This window comes from Corynebacterium sp. c24Ua_83 (assembly GCF_039907245.1).
Classification (GTDB): Bacteria; Actinomycetota; Actinomycetes; order Mycobacteriales; family Mycobacteriaceae; genus Corynebacterium.
This window is the reverse complement of sequence record NZ_JASBOI010000011.1, coordinates 21,555-40,290: the sequence shown is the minus strand read 5'-3', so window position 1 is coordinate 40,290 and position 18,736 is coordinate 21,555. Positions and strand designations below refer to the sequence as shown.

Annotated in this window: 18 protein-coding genes; 4 read left to right on the top strand and 14 right to left on the bottom strand. The window is 63.5% G+C overall.

The features are described from left to right. Nucleotides 1-86: 86 nt before the first annotated feature. From QKE30_RS07790 to QKE30_RS07760, 7 genes are all read right to left on the bottom strand, one after another. The gene (locus tag QKE30_RS07790; protein WP_239201980.1) at nt 87-683 is read right to left on the bottom strand and encodes a DUF732 domain-containing protein; all 597 of its coding nucleotides are present in this window, start codon (nt 681-683) and stop codon (nt 87-89) included. 2 nt (nt 684-685) lie between these two features. Further along, on the bottom strand, nt 686-2,656 hold the full coding sequence (locus QKE30_RS07785; RefSeq protein WP_239201982.1) for an alpha/beta hydrolase-fold protein: 1,971 nt from the start codon (nt 2,654-2,656) through the stop codon (nt 686-688). Nucleotides 2,657-3,195: 539 nt separating this feature from the next. Beyond that, nucleotides 3,196-4,209 carry an alpha/beta hydrolase family protein gene (locus QKE30_RS07780; protein WP_297667159.1) on the bottom strand — a complete coding sequence of 338 codons (1,014 nt, stop codon included), beginning with the start codon at nt 4,207-4,209 and terminating at the stop codon, nt 3,196-3,198. A gap of 320 nt (nt 4,210-4,529) precedes the next feature. Next, complete coding sequence (locus QKE30_RS07775) at nt 4,530-5,558, bottom strand: decaprenyl-phosphate phosphoribosyltransferase (protein WP_035005858.1); 1,029 nt, start codon at nt 5,556-5,558, stop codon at nt 4,530-4,532. After that, the gene (locus tag QKE30_RS07770) at nt 5,542-6,156 is read right to left on the bottom strand and encodes a phosphatase PAP2 family protein (RefSeq protein WP_239201986.1); all 615 of its coding nucleotides are present in this window, start codon (nt 6,154-6,156) and stop codon (nt 5,542-5,544) included. The genes QKE30_RS07775 and QKE30_RS07770 overlap by 17 nt, the downstream gene beginning before the upstream one ends. A 60-nt stretch (nt 6,157-6,216) precedes the next feature. Further along, nucleotides 6,217-8,280, bottom strand: a complete 2,064-nt coding sequence (locus QKE30_RS07765) for a glycosyltransferase (RefSeq protein ID WP_347934526.1) — start codon at nt 8,278-8,280, stop codon at nt 6,217-6,219. Between the two features lie 102 nt (nt 8,281-8,382). Next, on the bottom strand, nt 8,383-9,264 hold the full coding sequence (locus QKE30_RS07760; RefSeq protein WP_239201990.1) for an EamA family transporter: 882 nt from the start codon (nt 9,262-9,264) through the stop codon (nt 8,383-8,385). A 157-nt stretch (nt 9,265-9,421) separates the two neighbouring features. Between QKE30_RS07760 and QKE30_RS07755 the strand changes: the two genes are divergently transcribed. Both QKE30_RS07755 and QKE30_RS07750 read left to right on the top strand, forming a co-directional pair. Further along, nucleotides 9,422-9,643, top strand: a complete 222-nt coding sequence (locus tag QKE30_RS07755) for a hypothetical protein (protein WP_347934525.1) — start codon at nt 9,422-9,424, stop codon at nt 9,641-9,643. A 282-nt stretch (nt 9,644-9,925) separates the two neighbouring features. Continuing rightward, the gene (locus QKE30_RS07750; protein WP_347934524.1) at nt 9,926-10,228 is read left to right on the top strand and encodes a hypothetical protein; all 303 of its coding nucleotides are present in this window, start codon (nt 9,926-9,928) and stop codon (nt 10,226-10,228) included. Nucleotides 10,229-10,357: 129 nt separating this feature from the next. Here QKE30_RS07750 and glf read toward each other — a convergent pair whose 3' ends face one another. The 5 genes from glf to serS all read right to left on the bottom strand — a co-directional run bounded on the left by glf (nt 10,358) and on the right by serS (nt 15,276). Further along, nucleotides 10,358-11,575, bottom strand: coding sequence for a UDP-galactopyranose mutase (gene glf / locus QKE30_RS07745; protein ID WP_347934523.1), 1,218 nt, complete (start codon nt 11,573-11,575; stop codon nt 10,358-10,360). A 75-nt stretch (nt 11,576-11,650) separates the two neighbouring features. Then, complete coding sequence (locus QKE30_RS07740; RefSeq protein WP_239201993.1) at nt 11,651-12,112, bottom strand: TIGR02611 family protein; 462 nt, start codon at nt 12,110-12,112, stop codon at nt 11,651-11,653. 6 nt (nt 12,113-12,118) lie between these two features. Next, nucleotides 12,119-12,937: an HAD family hydrolase gene (locus QKE30_RS07735; protein ID WP_239201994.1), complete on the bottom strand. Its 819-nt coding sequence runs from the start codon at nt 12,935-12,937 to the stop codon at nt 12,119-12,121. Nucleotides 12,938-12,946: 9 nt separating this feature from the next. Beyond that, nucleotides 12,947-13,897 (bottom strand): lysophospholipid acyltransferase family protein, encoded by a 951-nt coding sequence (locus QKE30_RS07730; protein ID WP_239201995.1) that lies wholly within the window; start codon nt 13,895-13,897, stop codon nt 12,947-12,949. A 104-nt stretch (nt 13,898-14,001) separates the two neighbouring features. Next, nucleotides 14,002-15,276, bottom strand: a complete 1,275-nt coding sequence (serS, locus tag QKE30_RS07725) for a serine--tRNA ligase (protein WP_239201996.1) — start codon at nt 15,274-15,276, stop codon at nt 14,002-14,004. A 134-nt stretch (nt 15,277-15,410) separates the two neighbouring features. Between serS and QKE30_RS07720 the strand changes: the two genes are divergently transcribed. After that, complete coding sequence (locus tag QKE30_RS07720) at nt 15,411-16,439, top strand: septum formation family protein (protein WP_239201997.1); 1,029 nt, start codon at nt 15,411-15,413, stop codon at nt 16,437-16,439. A 13-nt stretch (nt 16,440-16,452) separates the two neighbouring features. Beyond that, a complete protein-coding gene (locus QKE30_RS07715; protein ID WP_239201998.1) occupies nt 16,453-16,803 on the top strand; it encodes a metallopeptidase family protein in 351 nt (116 codons plus the stop codon). On the opposite strand, the gene QKE30_RS07710 is transcribed toward QKE30_RS07715, so the two are convergent. Together QKE30_RS07710 and pheA are read right to left on the bottom strand one after the other, a co-directional pair. Continuing rightward, the gene (locus QKE30_RS07710) at nt 16,800-17,651 is read right to left on the bottom strand and encodes a histidine phosphatase family protein (protein WP_297667177.1); all 852 of its coding nucleotides are present in this window, start codon (nt 17,649-17,651) and stop codon (nt 16,800-16,802) included. The genes QKE30_RS07715 and QKE30_RS07710 overlap by 4 nt on opposite strands. A gap of 3 nt (nt 17,652-17,654) precedes the next feature. Continuing rightward, nucleotides 17,655-18,662: a prephenate dehydratase gene (gene pheA / locus QKE30_RS07705; RefSeq protein ID WP_239202000.1), complete on the bottom strand. Its 1,008-nt coding sequence runs from the start codon at nt 18,660-18,662 to the stop codon at nt 17,655-17,657. Nucleotides 18,663-18,736: the final 74 nt, after the last annotated feature.

Sequence of the window (18,736 nt, the reverse complement as noted above, 5' to 3'; positions counted from 1 at the left end):
TCTAAAACTTCCAGAGCTTCTAAAGCAAAACCAGGCTGCCCTCGCCACCTATGGCGGACAACCTGGTTATGGGAAACGAGTGACCACTAACAATACGCGGATTTCGCGGCCTCGCGAATAGCGTCCTCGGCCTTCTTCGGATCACCGTCGATCACGCCGTTAGCCTCCAGCTGGCCTGCAGCCAACGGGGTGTACACATCGGCCTGCCCACCGCCCTCGGCGGTGCAGTGCGCGTGACCAGCCGCGATGAGCTGATCTTCCAGGCCACCGATCTCCGCTGCGTCGTTGGCCTTCGCCAGATCGATGCCGCCATCCTTCAGGCGCTTCAGGAAGTCCTTGTCCTGATCGCTGCGCTGCGTGCCGGATGGAATGTCGTCGACCTCGTCCACGGCGCCGTCCTGTGCCGGGGCGCCATCACGGTCACCGGCGGGTTCTGGGGCGTCATTGCCTTCCGAAGAACCAGACTCGCCGTCCTTGTCGTCGGCCCCGTCCTTGCCGTCCTTGTCGTCGTCGGACTTCTCGGTCGCGGTCGCAGACTCCGTCACCGAAGGCACCGTCGTGGACTCCGCCGAATTGTCGACCGTCTCATCGCCGCCGCATGCCGTCAGCGTGGCCAGCGAGAGCAGCGCCGCACACGCGGCACCGGCGGCCACACGAAACTGCCTATTCTTTGTGACGCCCACAGTTAGAGCACCTCAACGCGTCCGTTGACCTCGCGGATCTCGCCGTGCTGGAACTTGATCCGAGTTCCGCCCGCCGGGATGTCCTCGTGGTCGCTGATCGGGTAGCCGAGCTTGCCCTGCTCCCAGCCGCGCTTACCCCACTCGTCGAACACGTTGCCGTAGTAGATCACGTGCGCGCCGGTGGACGGGGACCAGTAGATGTTGCCGTGCTCGAACTCGGAGAAGCGGCCGCCCTTGATGGCCAGCTCGCCGCTCTTCGGGTTGCCCAGCTTAGAGGTCGCGCCGCCCAGCTGCAGGTACTTCTCGGCGATCTTGCCCTGGACGTAGTTGGTCTTGTTGTCCTTATCGCGGATGATCACGCCGTTCTGGTACTTCTGCATGTAGCTATCGCCGACCTTCTCCAGCTCGGAGATCGGGTAGCCCAACGGGCCGTTCTCCCAGCCGGTCTTGCCCCACTCATCCATGAAGTCCTTAGGCACAGCGTGGGCGCCGGTCTCGTGGGTCCAGTAGATCGCGCCGTTCTCGAAGGTGGTGTAGCGGCCGCGACCGTTGGAGATGACGTTCTCCTCGGAGGTCGGGTAACCCAGCCAGGAGTCCGGACCGTTCATGGAGGCGTAGTGGGCGCCGATGCGACCCCACACGTAGTGGGCGCCGGTCTTCGGGGACCAGTAGGCGCGGCCGCCACGGAAGTCCTGAACCTTGCCGCCGTTCTTGGCGTCGTACTCATTGGAGATGCAGGCGCCGAGGGTCTCCGGGGCGTTCTTCATGTTCTCCGCGATGGCACCGCCAATCTTGCACTTCGCGCCGCGGTCAGCTTCCGGGATGCCCAGAGCGTCCGCAATGTGCGGCCACGCCTGGATCATCTCGTACTGCCAGTACGGCCAGTCGTGGGTGCCGGAGGGGCGGAAGGCCGTGATCGGCTTCACGCCGGCCTTCTTTGCGTACTTGACGAAGGTCTCGGTGGTCATGCGGGACATAGCCTCAAGGCCGAAGCCGGCCATGTTGGAGGGCATGCCCGGGATGGTGCCCGGCTTGTCGTACTTGCCCGCGTTGCCGTTACCCGCGGAAACGTAGACGGTCATGTCCTTCAGCGCATCCACACCCAGCTTCGGGTCGTGGTCGATCCAGTCCTGGGAGCCGAACTCGCCCCACATCTTCTTGGCGTCGTAGCCGTTGCCGTCGTTGGTGGCGTAGGCGATGGCTTCCGGCATGCCGTAGGAGGTCGTGTCCAGGTAGCCGGAGAAGGAGCCGACGAACTTCCACATCTCCGGGAAGCGCTCGGCCAGGTTCATTGCGGCAGTACCACCCATCGACAGGCCGGTGATCGCGCGATCCTCGTTGGCGCGCCAGCCCTCGCGCAGGACGGGCGGCAGTTCCTTGGTCAGGAAGGTCTCCCACTTGTAGTGCTTGCCGTTCTCCGGCTCGTTCCAGTCCGTGTAGAAGGAGGACTCGCCGCCGACGGGCAGAATCACGTTGACGTTGCGGTCTGCGTACTGGTTGGCGATGTTGGTGGACAGGGTCCAGCCGGACTCATCCTCGCGGGCGCGCAGGCCGTCCAGGGCCCATACGGTCGGGAACTTGCGGTCGGGCTGGGAGTACCAGTCGCGGGCCAGCAGGATCTGCACCTTGATGGGCTTGCCAGGCATGGCGGCGGAGTTGATGAAGATGTTGGCCCAGCGCTCGGTGATCCACTCGACGCGGTCCACGCTCACGCCCTCCGGCAGACCCTCCAGGTGCTGCTCGGTGACCTGGCGCGGGGTGCGCTTCGGTACGCTGTCCGGATCCAGGTAGCTGGTGCCGGAGCCCGGGCCCATGGAGCCACCGAGGGAGCTCTGCGCGGTGGCGGCCGGCATCATTGGCATTGCCAGCGCAACGGAAAGCGGCAGGGCCAGGATCGCCGCGCTCTTACGGCGGGGGCTGCTGGCGGAGCGAGTGCGACGGGAGAGGTTCGCTGCTAGGCGCATAGTCTTCATTCTTTCTGTTGCTTTTTGGTTGTATGTGTAGCTTTGGTTGCTGTGGTCTGGTTGGTTCGCTTGGCTAGCTTTGTCTAGCGCGTGTCTAAGCGCCGGTTTTTGCGGCCGAAGCAGGTTCCCCTCCTGCTTCGAACACCACCGGGCGCTTCTTCAGGCCATTCTCTATTCACGTTTACGTCTATCGCGACCTGGATTTCCTAAAGCTCTTCACTCTTATATCGCAGGTGCGCTTCTAGCACGTGAGCAATTATGGCAAGCAAAAGCGCTTTCACATGGACAACACGCGGAACATTTAAAGTTTTACTTGAGGGTTAGCCTACCATGTTGCCAGTGTTACTTATGTGACTCTTGAGGTTTTTTATTATTGACGCCCCTACGCTCCATTCGCCTTTAAGCCTCAATACCCCACCGGCTCGACCCACACCCTAGCCCTCAACGACGCACCTCACACACCTCGGACACACAAAAAGCCACCGTCCCAGGCGGTAACCAGGACAGTGGCTTTCTTGGGCTTTAGTTAAAGCTGGAACGACCTAAGATTAGGCACCCAGCGCGCGCAGGATGTGCGGACGAGCCTTGCTCAGCTCCGCATCCCAGTACGGCCATGCGTGCAGGCCGTTGATTGGGTAGCTCACAACCGGGCGAGCACCAGCTGCGCGGGCAGCCATCTCGAACTTCGCGGTGGAGGTGCGGGCCATCCACTCCAGGCCGATGCCGGCACCAACACCACGCGGGTTCTCCAGGAACTTCTCGCCGCGAGACGGCACGCCGCCGGAGGCAGCCAAGTACAGCGGCATACCGCGGAAACGGCCAGCCTGAACAGTCGGATCATTGCGGAAGCGGCGCGGATCGACCGGGCTGCCCCACATGTCCCAGATGTTTGCACCCTGGTCAGCGTCAGACATCGCGTACTGGATTCCGGCATACATACCCGGCCAGGTCGGGTTCAGGTAACCAGACAGGGAGGTCGCCTGCTTGAACTGGTTGCGGTGCCATGCGGCCAGGTTCATTGCGGCAGTGCCACCCATGGACAGGCCAACGATGGAGTTACGGGTCGGGCTCACGCCGAAGTTGCGCTGCAGGTAGCCCGGCAGTTCGCGGGTCAGGAAGGTCTCCCAACGCGGCTTCTTCGGGCCACCCTTACCGCCGTACGGGCCCACCCAGTCCGTGTAGAACTGAGCCTGGCCACCGACCGGCATGACCAGGGTCACGTCGTCGTTGACGAACTTCTTCACAGCGTTGCCCGACCAAACCCAGGCGTTCCAGTCCTGGCGTGCGCGCAGGCCGTCCAACATGTAGACGCCAGCGTTACCGCCGCGGGAAGAGGGCTTGATCTGCACCTGGATCTTCTGCCCCATCGCCGGGGAGTAAACCCAGCAGTTCTGCAGGTAGTACTTGTGCTTGCTCCAGTGGCAGCCCGGGCGCAGGTGGCCACGGTTGTCAGCAGCAGCAGTGGGTGCAGTGACAACGGCCATGCCCAGCGCAGTGGCAATAGCTACCAGGAACGCAGTGAGCTTGGAGCCCAAACCCTTGGTCTTCTTAGTCGTGTTCATGTAGTCCTAAATGTCTTGAAACGTATATGACGAGAGGCGCACCAAAGGTCCGCCTCGAAACACAGGATGCGTGTACGTTACCAAATCTTTACGATCGCACTCAACGTAATGATCGAATCTCTTTCGCGAAACGCTACACCCCTAGAAACTTCTCAGCACATCCTTAAAGTCGCCTAATCACATGCCCCCCTCGCTTCACTCGCGCCACTGCAACCCCATAACTAGCAAGCTAGAAATCCAACGCACCCCCGAAAGTGCAGAACGCCGACTCCCCCACAAAGGAGAAGTCGGCGTCACAAAGAAAGAGCAGAGAGTTAAACCTAGAACAGCGGCACGATGTAAACCGCCATCGCCACACAGAACAGCCAGGCCAGAGCCAGCAGCTGCAGGGTGCGATCTTCGAGGGCGATCTCGTCGGGCGCGCCGCCCTCACCGCGGTCAACGTCCGCGGCATAACGCAGAATCGCGATGGTAAACGGCACCATCGAGACCTGGTACCACACGGCGGCCACACCGGACTCGACTGTCTGCGCCAGGCCAAAGCCCCACAGCGCGTAGCTCAGCACCACGGCGGTGGCAGCCAGGGTCCAGACAAAGCGGAGGTAGGTCGGGGTGTAGCTCTCCAGAGACTTGCGGATCTTCGCGCCCGAGCGAAGCGAAAGCTTCAGCTCCGCGTAGCGCTTACCCGCCGCCATGAACAGCGAGCCGAACGCCGCGACCAGCAGGAACCACTGCGAAAGCAGGATCGAAGCGGCCACACCGCCGGCCATCGCACGCAGCATGAAACCGGAGCTCACCAGCGCAATGTCGATCACCGGCTGGTGCTTCCAACCGAAGCAGTAGCCCAGCTGCAGCGCGATATACACCGCCACAACAATCGCCAAGTTCGTGCCCGACGAGGCCAACAGCGAGCCACCAATCGCCGCAATGATCAGCACCACCGACATCGCGTACGCCAACCCCACCGGCAACACACCCGCCGCGATCGGGCGGAAGCGCTTGGTCGGGTGCGCACGGTCGGCCTCCACATCGCGGGCATCGTTGATCAGGTAGATCGAGCTGGCCGCCAGGCAGAAGGCAATAAATGCGATCAGTACGTCCAGCAGCACGCGGCTGTGGAAGAGCAGCTCCCCGCCAGCAGCCGCAGGAGCCGCGATGACCAGCACGTTCTTGACCCACTGCTTCGGACGCAGCGCCTTGATCATCGCCTCCGGCAGGTTGCGCGGCGGGCGCAGCTTCTTCGTTTCGGTGGCGGTGCTAGTCGCCTGGTTGGGATCTTCCAGCCCGGACGTGTGCGGCTCCGTGCCGATCAACGGCTCCGGCCGGCCGTTGCTAGGCTGTTCGCTCACTGACTCTTCTCCTCACTGTTTTTCTTTGTGACGCCCCCACGTCCCCATCGACAACCCTGCGCACGGCAATGGCCGTGGCAGCGCCGATGCAGCTTCCGAGGGCGACGTCAGAGGGATAGTGTACGCCCAACACCATGCGCGACAGCGCCATCGCCGGGATGCCCACGAGGGGCAGCGCCCCGGTGCGGTTGTTCGCCGACTGAGTAAAGGCCACGAGCGCGGCGGTGGAACTGGTTGCATGCGAAGACGGGAAGCTGAGCTTCGAGGGAGTACCCACGCCGATCTTAATGCGCGGATCGTGCGGGCGAGGGCGACGGATGATGCGCTTGAGCACCACGCTGGCGGCGTGCGCCAGGAAGGCGCTGACGCCCACGGTCAGCCATCCGCGGCGTTCCGGCCCGTCGGCGGGCTTGCCTTGCGCGACGGCCAGGCCGTAGCCCAGGGCGGCGGACCCCATCCAGCCGAGGGCGTGCTCACCGAAGTGGCTCATGCCCCGGGCGGTGGGCAGCACACCCGGCTTGTCGGTCAGCTGCTTTTGCAGTGCGACCAGCAGGTCGGATTCGCCCAGCGGGTCGCCGCTTACGCTTGTGGCGCTCATTGTTTCTGCGTTGTCCTTAACTTCAGTAACTTCGGTCTGGCTCGGTTTCAGTATGGGGTGTTAGTTTTCAGCCGCGCGCTCGGGCTCAAAAATCTGCGCCCAGCCTTCCCGGCTAGTCAGGTACGGGTGCGCTGCCCGGTAGGCATCGCGGAGCTCATCGAAGCGATCCGCGACCTGCTTCTGCAGGCGCATCGACTCCCGTGCCAGGGCCAGCATCTGGCCGCGATCGCGCTTGCGGTACACCACTCCCTTGCCATCGGCGGTGGTCACGGTCGCCCCGTCCACGCGGGAGAGACTGAACCAGCGGGCTTCGATGGGCGGGAGGTTCACCTGCGGTGCGTGGTGGTGACGGGCGTCGGCAGGCTTGGCGTTGTTCAGCAGCCCCTTGGCAAGCGTGACAACCTTGGCCTTCTTGCTCAGCGGAATGCGCGTGAGGTGGGCCGGTCCGCCCGTCGCGGCGGGCAGGTCGGTGGCCGACGGGATCACGACCGCGTCGGAGTAGTTCTTGCGCAGCTTCGCGATGCGCGGCAGAGAGGTCTCCAGGATGTCGAACAGCTGATCCGGACCAGCCAGGAAGTCCTTCATCGCCTCGTTCTGGATGGCGACGGTGGAGTACTCCAGGCACAGCAGGTGCTTGGCGGTGGCCTTCGCCATCGAGGCAACAATGCCGCGCGGGCTGCCGTCGTGTTGGATCGCAGCAACAATCAGGCGGTTACGCAGGTGGAAGTATGCCTGCCAGTCGATGGCATCGTCCTTATCAGACCAGGCCATATGCCAGATCGCGATGCCCGGCCAGGAGGCCGTGGGGAAGCCAGCGTCCTTCGCACGCAGGCCGAACTCGCCGTCGTCCCACTTGATGAACAGCGGGAGGGGCTGACCGATGGTTTTCGCGACGACACGCGGGATCATGCACATCCACCAGCCGTTGTAGTCAACGTCGATGCGGCGGTGCAGATCCTTGGAGTTCTCCGAACTATTCGGAGTGCCGTAGCCCTTGCTCACCACGTCCCGGGCCACCGGCGCGATGGGCTGGCCTGCTGCGTTGTGAGCAGCACCATCGCCCAGGTCGCGCAGCGGGTGCTGGTAAAAGTCGTGGTCGTAGTGGGTGTGGGGCGCGGCGGTCCACATGAAGGAGCCGCGGTCGATAACCTCACCCATCGTGTGCAGGTGGCTGCGCTCCTGCAGATTCAGCATCTGGCCACCGATCAGCATCGGGGACTTCGCGTAGCGGGCGGCCGCCAGGGAGCGCAGCACGCTATCGGGCTCGATGGCGATGTCGTCGTCCATGTACAGGATGTACGGGCTGGCGGTACCCCGCTCCTCGTGGAGTGCCTCGTACATGATGCGGGAGTAGCCGCCGGATCCGCCCAAGTTGCCCTGCTGCACGATGCGCAGGCGGTCACCGAAGTGCTCCGCAACCTCGTCGAAGTCCGGCTCGTCGGCGGGATGCTTGTCGCCCTGGTCGGGCATGATGATGGCCTCGATGCGGCAGTCGACCTCGGGGTCGGAAGCGAGAGCGTGGAGTGCTGCGACCGCGTCGGTCGGGCGGTTGAAGGTCGGGATGCCGATAGTGACGCTCGGCTCAGCGGCCGGCAACGTCTCGCCTTCGAGGGTCTGTTCGCCGGCCTCGACGGTGGCGTACCAGCCCGCGGAGTGCAGGCGGGTTTCCTTCTCGCAGGTCAGGTCGAACCAGATCCAGCCGCCGTCCTCGAACGGAGCCAGGGAGATGGTGAACTCGGCAACACCGTGGCCGTTTTCGTCAGTTTCGATCTGGGCGCCCTCGATGCCAATGCGGGAGCCGTCGTACTTGGAGCGGTAAAGGTCTACGCGAGCCTCACCAGTGATCTCGATACGCAGCTTGACCTCGTCCAGCTGGGACCAGCGGCGCCAGTAGGAGGCGGGGAAGGCATTGAAGTAGGTCTCGAAGGAGGTTTCGCTGCCCGCGGGCAGGATCGCTTCGGTGCGGGAGACGGCGTTGACGCGGCCGGGGGTGGTGGCCTCGTTCTCCACGAAATACAGGGAGCGCACGTTGCGTGGTTCGCCGCGCTTCGGCAGCAGAATGCGTGCTAGGCGGGTGGCGTCGAACCCATCGTTGGTATTGGCTTTCACTGGCTGAGCGTTCATTTGCTGAACACAAACCTCCGCATAGGCATTAAAGACATTGGAATATATCCGATTATCCATGAAAGCCCGTCGCAAGAGCTTGTGCGACACAGCTCCAGTTGGCTAGGTCTCTACTTCGGACAACGAATGCAGCTTCCGAGATTCCTGGGCTCCACGCCACGTAATAATGGCGCCGGCGGTCGCGATCAGGACGATGCCCGCCACCATGGACCAGGTGAGCTGGTCGCCGGAGAAAGCCCAGCCCAGGATCGCGCCGATCACCGGATCCAGGGCAAATAGCGTGCCGACGACCGCCGCCGAGACAATTCCGGCGGCGATTGTATCCACTACATAGGGCACAACGGCACCGATAAAACCAGAGATGACGATAATGCCCCACATCGTGGCGTCCACATGCGGCACCGCGGAGGCAGAGAACGGCGCGAGCACAAGCGCGGCGACAACTACAGACAGCGCCAAATCGGGCATGCCGCCGCCCTCGGTCTTGCCAACACGGGCGGCAAACAGCGTGTACGCGCCGAAGAAGATTGCGCCGACTGCGCCGAATCCAATACCGACAATGTCCAGGTCATTGGAGGGCTGCGCGATAAGCGCAACACCGACGAACGCGGCGATGGCCCACAGACGGGAGCGCCACATCGTCAGCCCCAGGAAGGACACAACACAGGGGCCGAGGAAGTCAATGGTGACGGCGACGCCCTGGGGCAGGCGAGCGATGGCTGCGTAAACCATCATGTTCATCATGCCTATGGCGATACCGTAAACGACGATGTTGAGGGCACGGGCGCGCGTCATTCCGGACAGCTTCGGGCGGAAGATAACCACCATGATGATGGCGGCGGCGGTCATGCGCAGGCCCGATACGCCCGGCGCGCCGACAGTAGTAAGCATGTCCGTGACCAACACCGCCGCAGCCTGGGTACCCAGTGACCCGACGAGAACCAGTAGGACTGGCGCCACTGGCAGGGCGAGGAACTTGCTCACTCGCCCTGGCGATAGCTCTTGCTGGGTTGCCTTTGTTTGGGTTTTCTCACGCGACACTCGTGCGATATTAGTGCAGCTTTCTTTGAATGAAGAAACCGCGATCTAGCGACGAAATAGTAAAGATAGTAAAGATAGTAAGAGATGGTAAGGAGGCAAGATGCCGTCCACTTCAGCTCGACCCAAGAACCCCTTCACCGCAACAGTTGGGAAGACACCGCTGGTTCTCGCAGGACGCGATGAATACCTCCACGATTTCGATGCCGCCATCCAGGATGGCCCCGGAAGCCATGAACGTATCTCCATCATTACCGGCCCTAAGGGTATCGGCAAGACTGTTTCGTTAAATGAATTCGAAGCGGTCGCGAAGACGCACTCATGACACGTCATCTCCGAAACCACGACTCGTGGTTTCAACGACCGCATTCGTGACCGTGCCTTCAGCCTCCTTCAAGATCTTTCCGACGAGCCCAAACGTCGCCTCTCCGGCATCGATCTCTCTTACCTCGGCTTCGAGACCGAAGCCATTCCCTCCTTTTCGCCCACACCGACGTTGAGGTCGGTACTCGACGAGCTTTTCGACCGACAGGCTGAGCTTGACGCCCGACTCAACCAAGAACCAGTCGGCCTACTTATCACCCTGGACGAGCTGCACTACGCCCACATGGACGAAATCATTGAGTTCGGGACAACCATTCAACATCTCGTCCGCGAAGACCGGGAGATTGCGATTGCGATGGCTGGCATTCCTGGTGCTGTGAAACCACTTCTTGCCGCTGACGAAGGTCGTAACCCTGTGACCTTCTTGCGTCGCGCGAACAAAATTGAAACCGGAATGGTGCCGATTGAAGAAGTACGCGCGGCGCTTGAAAAGACCACCGAACAAGTCGGGGTCTCGTGGACCCTTCACGCACTCGACAACGCAACCACGGCGACCGGCGGCTACCCCTCATTGAGGCAGAGATAATCCGCCCAACAGCCCACGGGTTCGTCGATTACGAGCTGCCATATATGCGCGAGTATTTACGCTCCCACCACGCGACCGATGCAATGGAGCAGTTCTCCATCTGGCCGGAGTAACCCCCAAAACCGGCCCCTAGTGCCCGCGCTCCTGCTCCAGCGGCTCGCCCGACTCGAAGTACGGCGCCAGCTTGTTGTCGTACATCGACAGCGCCGCTCCGATAGCCATGTGCATGTCCAGGTACTGGTAGGTGCCCAGACGCCCGCCGAACAACACCTTGTTCTCCGCAGCCTCCGCCGCGGCCAGCTTGCGGTAGGCCTCCAGCTTCTCGCGATCCTCCGGGGTGTTGATCGGGTAGTACGGCTCGTCGCCCTCCTCCGCGAAGCGGGAGAACTCCTTCATGATGACCGTCTTGTCCTTCGGGTACTTGTCGCCCCGCTCCGGGTGGAAGTGACGGAACTCGTGAATGCGGGTGTACGGGAACTCCGCATCGTTGTAGTTCATCACCGGGGTGCCCTGGAAGTCACCGGTGTTCAGCACCTCGGTCTCGAAATCGAGGGTGCGCCAGCCCAGGTGGCCTTCGGCGTAGTCAAAGTAGCGATCCAGCGGGCCGGTGTAAACAACCGGCGCATCCGGGTTGGCCGCGCGGACCTCGTCGCGGATCTCGAACCAGTCGGTATCCAGGCGCACCTCGATCTTCTCGTCGGCGGCCATATTCTCCAGCCACGCGGTGTAGCCCTCCACCGGTAGGCCCTCGTAGGTGTCGTTGAAGTAGCGGTTGTTAAAGGTGTAGCGCACCGGCAAGCGGGAGATATTCGAGGCCGGCAGTTCCTTCGGGTCGGTCTGCCACTGCTTGGCGGTGTAGTCGCGCACGAAGGCTTCGTACAGCGGTCGGCCGATCAGGGCGATGCCCTTTTCCTCGAGGTTCTTGGCCTCTGCTGGGTCCAGCCCGTCAGTCTGGTCCTTGATCAGCTGGCGGGCCTCGTCCGGGCTGTAGTACTTGCCGAAGAACTGGTTGATCAGCCCCAGGCCCATCGGGAACTGGTAGGCAGTGCCCTTGTGCATTGCAAACACGCGGTGCTGGTAGTCGGTGAAGTCCGTGAACTGGTTGACGTAATCCCACACGCGCTTGTTGGAGGTGTGGAACAGGTGCGCACCGTACTTGTGGATCTCGATACCCGTCTCCGGCTCAGCCTCGGAGTATGCGTTGCCGCCGATGTGGGAACGCTTCTCCACCACCAGCACGTTCTTGCCGGCCTGGGTTGCCGCGCGCTCGGCCACGGTAAGGCCGAAGAAGCCGCTGCCGACAACGATGAGGTCGTAGTTCTGTCCGCTCTGTGTCTGCTCAGTCATGCCTGCCAGGTTACCGCGCTAACTCACTGTTTTTGGTCATGACGCCACCTCGGTGTGCCGCCCGGTGCAGCGATTTCAGGCAAGCGGTTCTTTAAACCCGGCCCAGTCGGGCAGCTCCTCCACCCAGTCCCCTAGCCAGCCTTCAGCGAAGCCGAGCATCCCGGTGTTCCACATCACCCAGAAGATGCCGCTGAAGACCACGGCGCAGCCCGCCAGGAAGCCCACGCCGATGAAGCTCTTGGTCGCCGCCCCCTGCCGCTTCCAATACTCCTCGAAACTGTCGTATTTCCGTAGTCCCCAATCCAGCAGTCGGTTGGGCCAGGCCATCTCGAAGGAGAGCACGCCGATGCCGAAGAACAGCAGGAACCAGCCCGGCCCGGGCGTGGGGATAATGAGGATGCCGCCGACCACCAGCAGCCACCCTATGAGCAGCGTCAGCGGGCCGACCAGGAATCCATAGCTGCGCTTCTTCAGCCCCTCGTGGCGCACCTGCAGCTGGGCTACCTTCCGGCGTACGTTTTCGCTTAGCTTGGACATGGCTGCCTAAAACCACCGTTCGAGGACGGCAGCCACGCCGTCCTCGTCATTCGTCAGGGTGACCTCGTCGGCGATTTCCTTCAACGACCCTTCGGCATTGCCCATCGCCACGCCGTGCCCCGCCCAGGTAAGCATCTCCGTGTCATTCGGCATATCCCCAAAGGCGATGGTCTGCGCGGCCTCTACGCCGATCTGTGCGGCAATCCATTCCAGCGCGGAGCGCTTGGAGATCCCCGCCGCCGCGACCTCCACCAGGCCCCCTTCATAGCTGTAGGTGGCTTTGGCCTGGGTGGCGTCAATAAAAGGCCGCACCGCAGCAAAGAGTTCGGCCGAGGTTCGATTGGGATCCCGAACCAGCAGCTTCACCACGGGCGTAGCGGCGAGCTCTTCGAGGGACTGGACGGCATGCTCGGTGGAATCCCAGGCGTGGTCGTAGCCGGGCGAGACGGAAAATAGCTCGTCGGCACGGTCGAAGGCGCTGGTTCCGGCCCGTTCGACGGCGAAGCCCACTCCAGGGACGGACTCGCTGAGCTGTGCGATGAGGGTACGGATGAGGTCCGGCTCGAGGGTCGCGGCGTGCACGATCTGATCCCGGTCGGCGTCATAAATAATGGCGCCGTTGGCGCAGGCACAGACGGGCCGGACGGGCAGCTGCTCGAAGACGGGCATCAGCCAGCGCGGCGGGCGGCCGGTGGCGATGGTGAAGACGGTGCCTTCGCGCAGCATCGAATTCACCGCGCGGCGCATCCGCTGCGAGACCCGCTCCCTGCTGTTGAGCAGGGTGCCGTCAACGTCGCTGACCACCAGCAACGGGGAATCCTGCATCGCTCGGGCCTACTTTTTGCGCAGACGGTTGATGCGCTGGCGCAGCGGCACCAGGATCTTATTGATGCCCGTGGCCTGCTCGCGTTCGCGAGCCTCGGCGGCGGCGCGACGCTCGGCCTCAGCCTTCTCCTGGGCGCGCTTTTCCTTACGGGCCGCGGCATCGGCGCGGTCCTGGACTGTGGCTTCCTCCAGCGTCGGCGCGGTTCCGCCGAGGGCGGCCGGCACCCAAAATTCGCCCTCGGGCATGGGGCCGAAGCGCTCCTCCCAACGCTGGCGGGTCAGATCCATCTGTTCGACCATGGCTTGGTGCAGGCGCTCAGTGGTGGCCTGGGCATCCTCGGTGACCTCGACCGGCTTGCCGACGGTGATCACCAGCTGGGTTTCCTTCGGCCGCCAAATCGGCTTGCGGCCCTTCGTCCACACGCGCTGGGAACCCCAAATGGTCAGCGGGATCAGCGGCACGCCAGCCTCGTAGGCGATGCGTGCGGCGCCCTGGCGGAACTCCTTAATCTCGAAGGATCGAGAGATCGTGGCCTCCGGGAAGATGCCCACCAGGTCGCCGGCCTTCAGCTGCTTGATGGCCTGATCCACCGCGGCCTGGCCGTCCGCGCGGTCGACGGGGATGTGGTTGTAGGAGCTCATGAGCGCGCCCACGCCCTTGACGTCGAAGATCTCCTTCTTCGCCATGAAACGAACCACGCGGCCACCGCGCACGTGCGCCGGGATGCCCCCGTAAGTGAAGTCCCAGTAGCCAGTGTGGTTAACGGCGATCATCGCCGGCCCGTCGGCGGGGATATTCTCCGCACCGTAGACTGCGCAATCTAGGTGCTGCATGTACCGGAACCACAGCTTGGTGACGCCGATCGTCGGGAAGCCATAGGGGATCTCCTTGGCTTCCTTGTGGCCGGTGATCTTGGGCTGGTAGCCATCGGGGAAGCTGAAGCTATCGAGCGACGACATGGGTGGTGGTTACCTCTCTTGGGATCCTTAAAACTGTGGCTCGGCCAGCGCGCCGGGGGCACATTCACGGCCGAGTCGGCGCTGCAGGCGCCGGATTCGCTGGGCTATTCGCTGGGCTTCAGAATATCTTTACCAACGAAAGGACGCAGCGCCTTCGGCACAACCACGGAGCCGTCGGCCTGCTGGTGATTCTCCAAAATGGCCACCAACCAGCGGGTTGTCGCCAGGGTGCCGTTCAGGGTGGCGGCGGTCTGCGCCTTGCCGTCGGCATCGCGGTAGCGGGTCTTCAGGCGGCGCCCCTGGAAGGTGGTGCAGTTAGAGGTACTGGTCAGCTCGCGGTACGTCTGCTGGGTGGGGACCCACGCCTCCGTATCGAACTTGCGGGCCGCCGAGGAGCCGAGGTCGCCGCCGGCGACGTCGATCACGCGGTAGGGCACCTCAATGGCCGCCAGCATTTCGCGCTCCATGGCCAGCAGCTCCTGGTGCAGCTCCGTGGCCTCCTCCGGCTTGCAGTAAACGAACATCTCCACCTTGTCGAACTGGTGGACGCGGATGATGCCACGGGTGTCCTTGCCATAAGAACCAGCCTCGCGGCGGAAGCAAGAGGACCAGCCGGCGTAGCGCAGCGGGCCGTTGGACAGGTCGATGATCTCCTCGGAGTGGTAACCGGCCAGCGCCACCTCGGAGGTGCCGACCAGGTACATGTCGTCTTCTTCCAGGTGATAAATCTCATCTGCGTGGGCACCCAGGAAGCCGGTGCCGGACATGACCTCGGGGCGCACCAGCACCGGCGGGATCATGAGCTGAAAGCCGTGCTCCACGGCCTTCTGGGCCGCCAGCTGCAGCATGCCCAGCTGCAGCAGCGCACCGTCGCCGGTGAGGAAGTAGAAGCGAGCGCCGGAGACCTTCGTGCCGCGCTTCATGTCGATCAGCCCCAGGGATTCGCCCAGCTCGAGGTGATCCTTCGGCTCGAAGTCGAACTGCGGCGGCTCGCCCACCACGTCGAGGGTGACGAAGTCCTCCTCGCCACCGGCCGGCGCGCCTTCCTCCACAATGTTGGAAATCTGCATCTGCAGGTCGTAGACGGCCTGCTCGGCGCTGGACTGGGCCTCCTCCAGCTTCTTGACTGCCTCGGCCTTTTGCTTGCCCTCCTCGCGCAGGGCCTGCTTCTCCTTGTCGGAGGCGGAGCGCATCTTCTGCCCCATCTCCTTGGAGAATGCCTTCTGTTCCGCACGGGCCGCGTCGGCGGCGCTGATGGCCTCGCGGCGCTGGGAATCGGCCTCCAGCAGCTGGTCGATCAGCGCCGGATCCTCCCCACGAGTGCGCTGGGATTCACGGGCTACATCGGGGTTATCGCGCAGAAACTTCAGATCAATCATGGTGATTAGCTTAGCCGGTTCGCCCTCGTAGTTGTCTGCCCAGTTCCCCCCTATGGCACAACCCCTACTAGACTGGCCTCACAATTACTGTCGGATACAGCCGAAAACCCCGAAGCAGATTTAGAGCGAGCCCCATGACCACCAGCGAAGCGAAAACCCGCCGCAGAGCACGCAGCCTCACCATCGCATTGTTCTCCGCCCTGTGCGGTGGTGTCAGCGCCGCAGCCTTCGCCTTCGTCGCCCCCGAGGGCAGCACTCCGCTGGTGCCGGCCGATGAAAAGCAGGGGCAGCACGTGAACAACACTACGTTCACCGAGGCCAGCAACGGCGACTGTGTGAATTGGAAGCCCGGCAAAGACGGTGTGAACTCCGGCTTCGCCACCGTGGATTGCGAGCAGCCTCACCGCTTCGAGGTCAGCTCCCGTGAAGACCTCGGCCAGTACCCCACCAGCGAGTTCGGCTCATCCGCAAAGCAGCCGGACTTGAAGCGTCAAGAAGAATTGACCAACGAGCTCTGCATCGGGCCGACGATGCAGTACCTCGAGGGCAAGCTCGACCCGGAGGGGCGCTACTCCATCTCCCCGATCCTGCCCCCGCAGTCCGCGTGGAACGACGGCGACCGCACGATGCTGTGTGGCGTGATGGTTCCAGACGCCACCGGCCGCACCACCGAGACCACCGGCTTCGCCGCTAAGCAAGATCAGTCGCGCTACTTCGAAAAGAACCGCTGCGTCCGCGCCGATGGCGATCTGACCAACGAGGTTCCGTGCGAAGAGCCGCACGCCTGGCAGGTGACCTCCGTGGTGGACCTCGGCGAGCAGTTCCCCGGTGCGTGGCCGGATACGAAGAAGCAGAACGAGTTCCTGAACAAGGTCTGCACCAAGGCCGCGAAGGATTACCTGGGCGGCGACGATGCGCTGTACAACTCCACGCTCACGCCGTTCTGGACCACGCTGCAGCGCCAATCTTGGGATGCGGGCTCACGCACCGTGAACTGCGCTTTGACGTTCGGTCGCCCCGGCGGCGGATTCGCCGCCCTGGCCGGCGATGTGCGCAGCGAATTCACCATCGACGGCCACCCACCGAAGACCCCGCCGAAGCGCAACCCGCTGCGCCGGGATGCACGGCCCGACAACGCTGCCAACCCAGCCCCGGCGCCGTAGGCGGGCACTTCCCATGGCCATCGACGTTTCTCCCGAGCGCTTCGAAGAGCTCGTTGACCTCGGCCTTCGGCGCATCCCCCGCGAGCTGCTGGATAACGTCAGCAACGTCGCCATCGTCACCGAGGGCTACAACCCCGAAAGCCCGCACATCCTGGGTCTCTACGAGGGCATCGCGCTGACAGAGCGTACCTCCGAGTACACATCTGCCCTGCCCGATAAGATCACGATCTACCGCCACGCCCTCGAGGACATCTGCGACACCGAGGAAGAGCTAGTCGAACAGGTCGCCATCACCGTCATCCACGAGCTCGGCCACCACTTCGGCATCGACGACGACCGCCTGCACGAACTCGGCTGGGGCTAGAGCGTCGCCGCGCCCCACCCCAGCACTTCGAAAGAGCCCTCCAGACTGTCGAGCACCCCGGAGCGCGCCGCCGTTGTTTCGGCCCTGTTCGTTTCTGTCTTATTTTGTGACGCCCCAGGCCGGCCCACCGCAACGTCAACCAACTCGGCAATGTTGTCTGGCACGCGCAGGGTAATGACGTTGCCGTTGGCCAGGTAGTGCATGAAGGCCCACTCCGGATCCACCCCGCCCAGGAAGCGGGCGACCAGGCGGATCACGGCACCGTGGCTGATTAGCGCAACATCGGTGGGCTCAGCTCCGTTCTGTACTGCCTCCCGGTTCGCCGCCTCGTTGTCAGCCAGTGCGACCAGCAGCGTGGCCAGGTATTCGCGCAGCACCTCCGCGCCGGATAGGCCGCCGGGCACGGCCTTGTCCACCCGGCCGAGCATCCAGGCGCCCAGGATGGAGTGGTAGGCCTCGTGTGCGTCCTCGTCGTTCTTCATCTCGTACTGCCCGGCTGGGATCTCAGAGACCCGCGGTAGCCGCTGCAGCGCAGCTTGAATGTGATCCGTCGCGCGGGCGGAGGCGGTGGCGTCATCTAAGGATTCCCCGCGGGAGAAGCCCGCAGGAACGATCTCCCCACCGAACGCACCGGCCAGCCCCACGGCAGTTTGCTGCGCGCGAGCAGCAAACGAGGAAGCGATCTTCAGGCGCTGGGTGCGTTCGCTGAGCCAGTCGCCGGCCTCTGCGGCCTGCTCCCAGCCCAGGTCGGTGAGGTCGGCACCGGGCAGCGCGGTATCCAAAGCGTGAATGGCGTTAGAGGTCGTCTGGCCGTGCCTGACCAGGAAAAGACGTGTCGATTGTGCCATTGCCTAGCTACCCTTCTGGCCGCACTTGAGTTCCTCAATCCATCTACTGGACTCAGCGTAGTTCGGCGGGGCACTGCCCGCATGGCGATGCAGCGGATGGGTGGTAGAGGTCTCCGCGACCGGCAGTGGTTCCGCGGAGGGCCAGCTGCCCAGGAAGCGCACGTCCTCCGCACGGCGGTACAGTCCAGCCAGGGCTTCGGCCACGGCGGCGTCCTCGATGTGGCCGACGATGCCGATGTGGAAGACGTAGTTGCCGTTGGCCGCACCCTCGCCCTTTTCCCCAGTACGGCGGGGGCGGGAGCCGATGCGGGCCATGTCCACCTGGCGGGTGGACAGCTCGGCGATTGCGTCCAGCAGACTGGAGGGCACGTTCGGCAACCAGAGCACCATGCCGCTGCGGTCGTTGCCGGTGCGCTCGGTGGGCTTGCCGGGGTTGCCAACCAGGATGAAGCGGGTCTGGGCGCCGGCGACGTCGGCCACCCCCTCGGCCACGGCATCCAGCTGGTGGATCTCGCCCGCGCGGGCCGGCGCTGCGGCGGCATCCGCCTGCCCGGCCTTCACTGCTGCCGCGGCCGCACCGTTACTGGAGGCGGGGACGAAGGAAACGTCAGGCAGGTTCTCCGCCACCCAGTTGCGCACCTGTGCCTCGGCGACGGGGTGGGTGGTCAGCGTCGTGATGTCCTCGAGCTTGGTGCCGGGGCGCACCAGGATAGAGAACACCACCGGTACGAGCACCTCGCGGTAGATCTGCAGCGGCTTGCCGTAGGTCAGCGCATCTTCTGTCTGCGAGACCGGACCGTCCACGGAGCTTTCCAGTGCCACACACGCGAAGTCAGCTTCGCCGTCGCGCACCATGTCCAGCGCCACCCGTGGGGAGGCGACGGGAATCTCGGTGGCACCCTCCGGTACTGCGCCGAGCTGCTTAAACTGCTTCAGCGCCTCTTCGGTGAAGGTCCCTTCGGGGCCGAGGAACGCTACGCGCACAGAAGAATCACTTGTGGAACCACTCATGCAACGCAGTCTAGTGGAGAACCTCACCGGGGATTCCCTGCCATTCCCGGATTTAGATTCCCTGCGATTCCCGG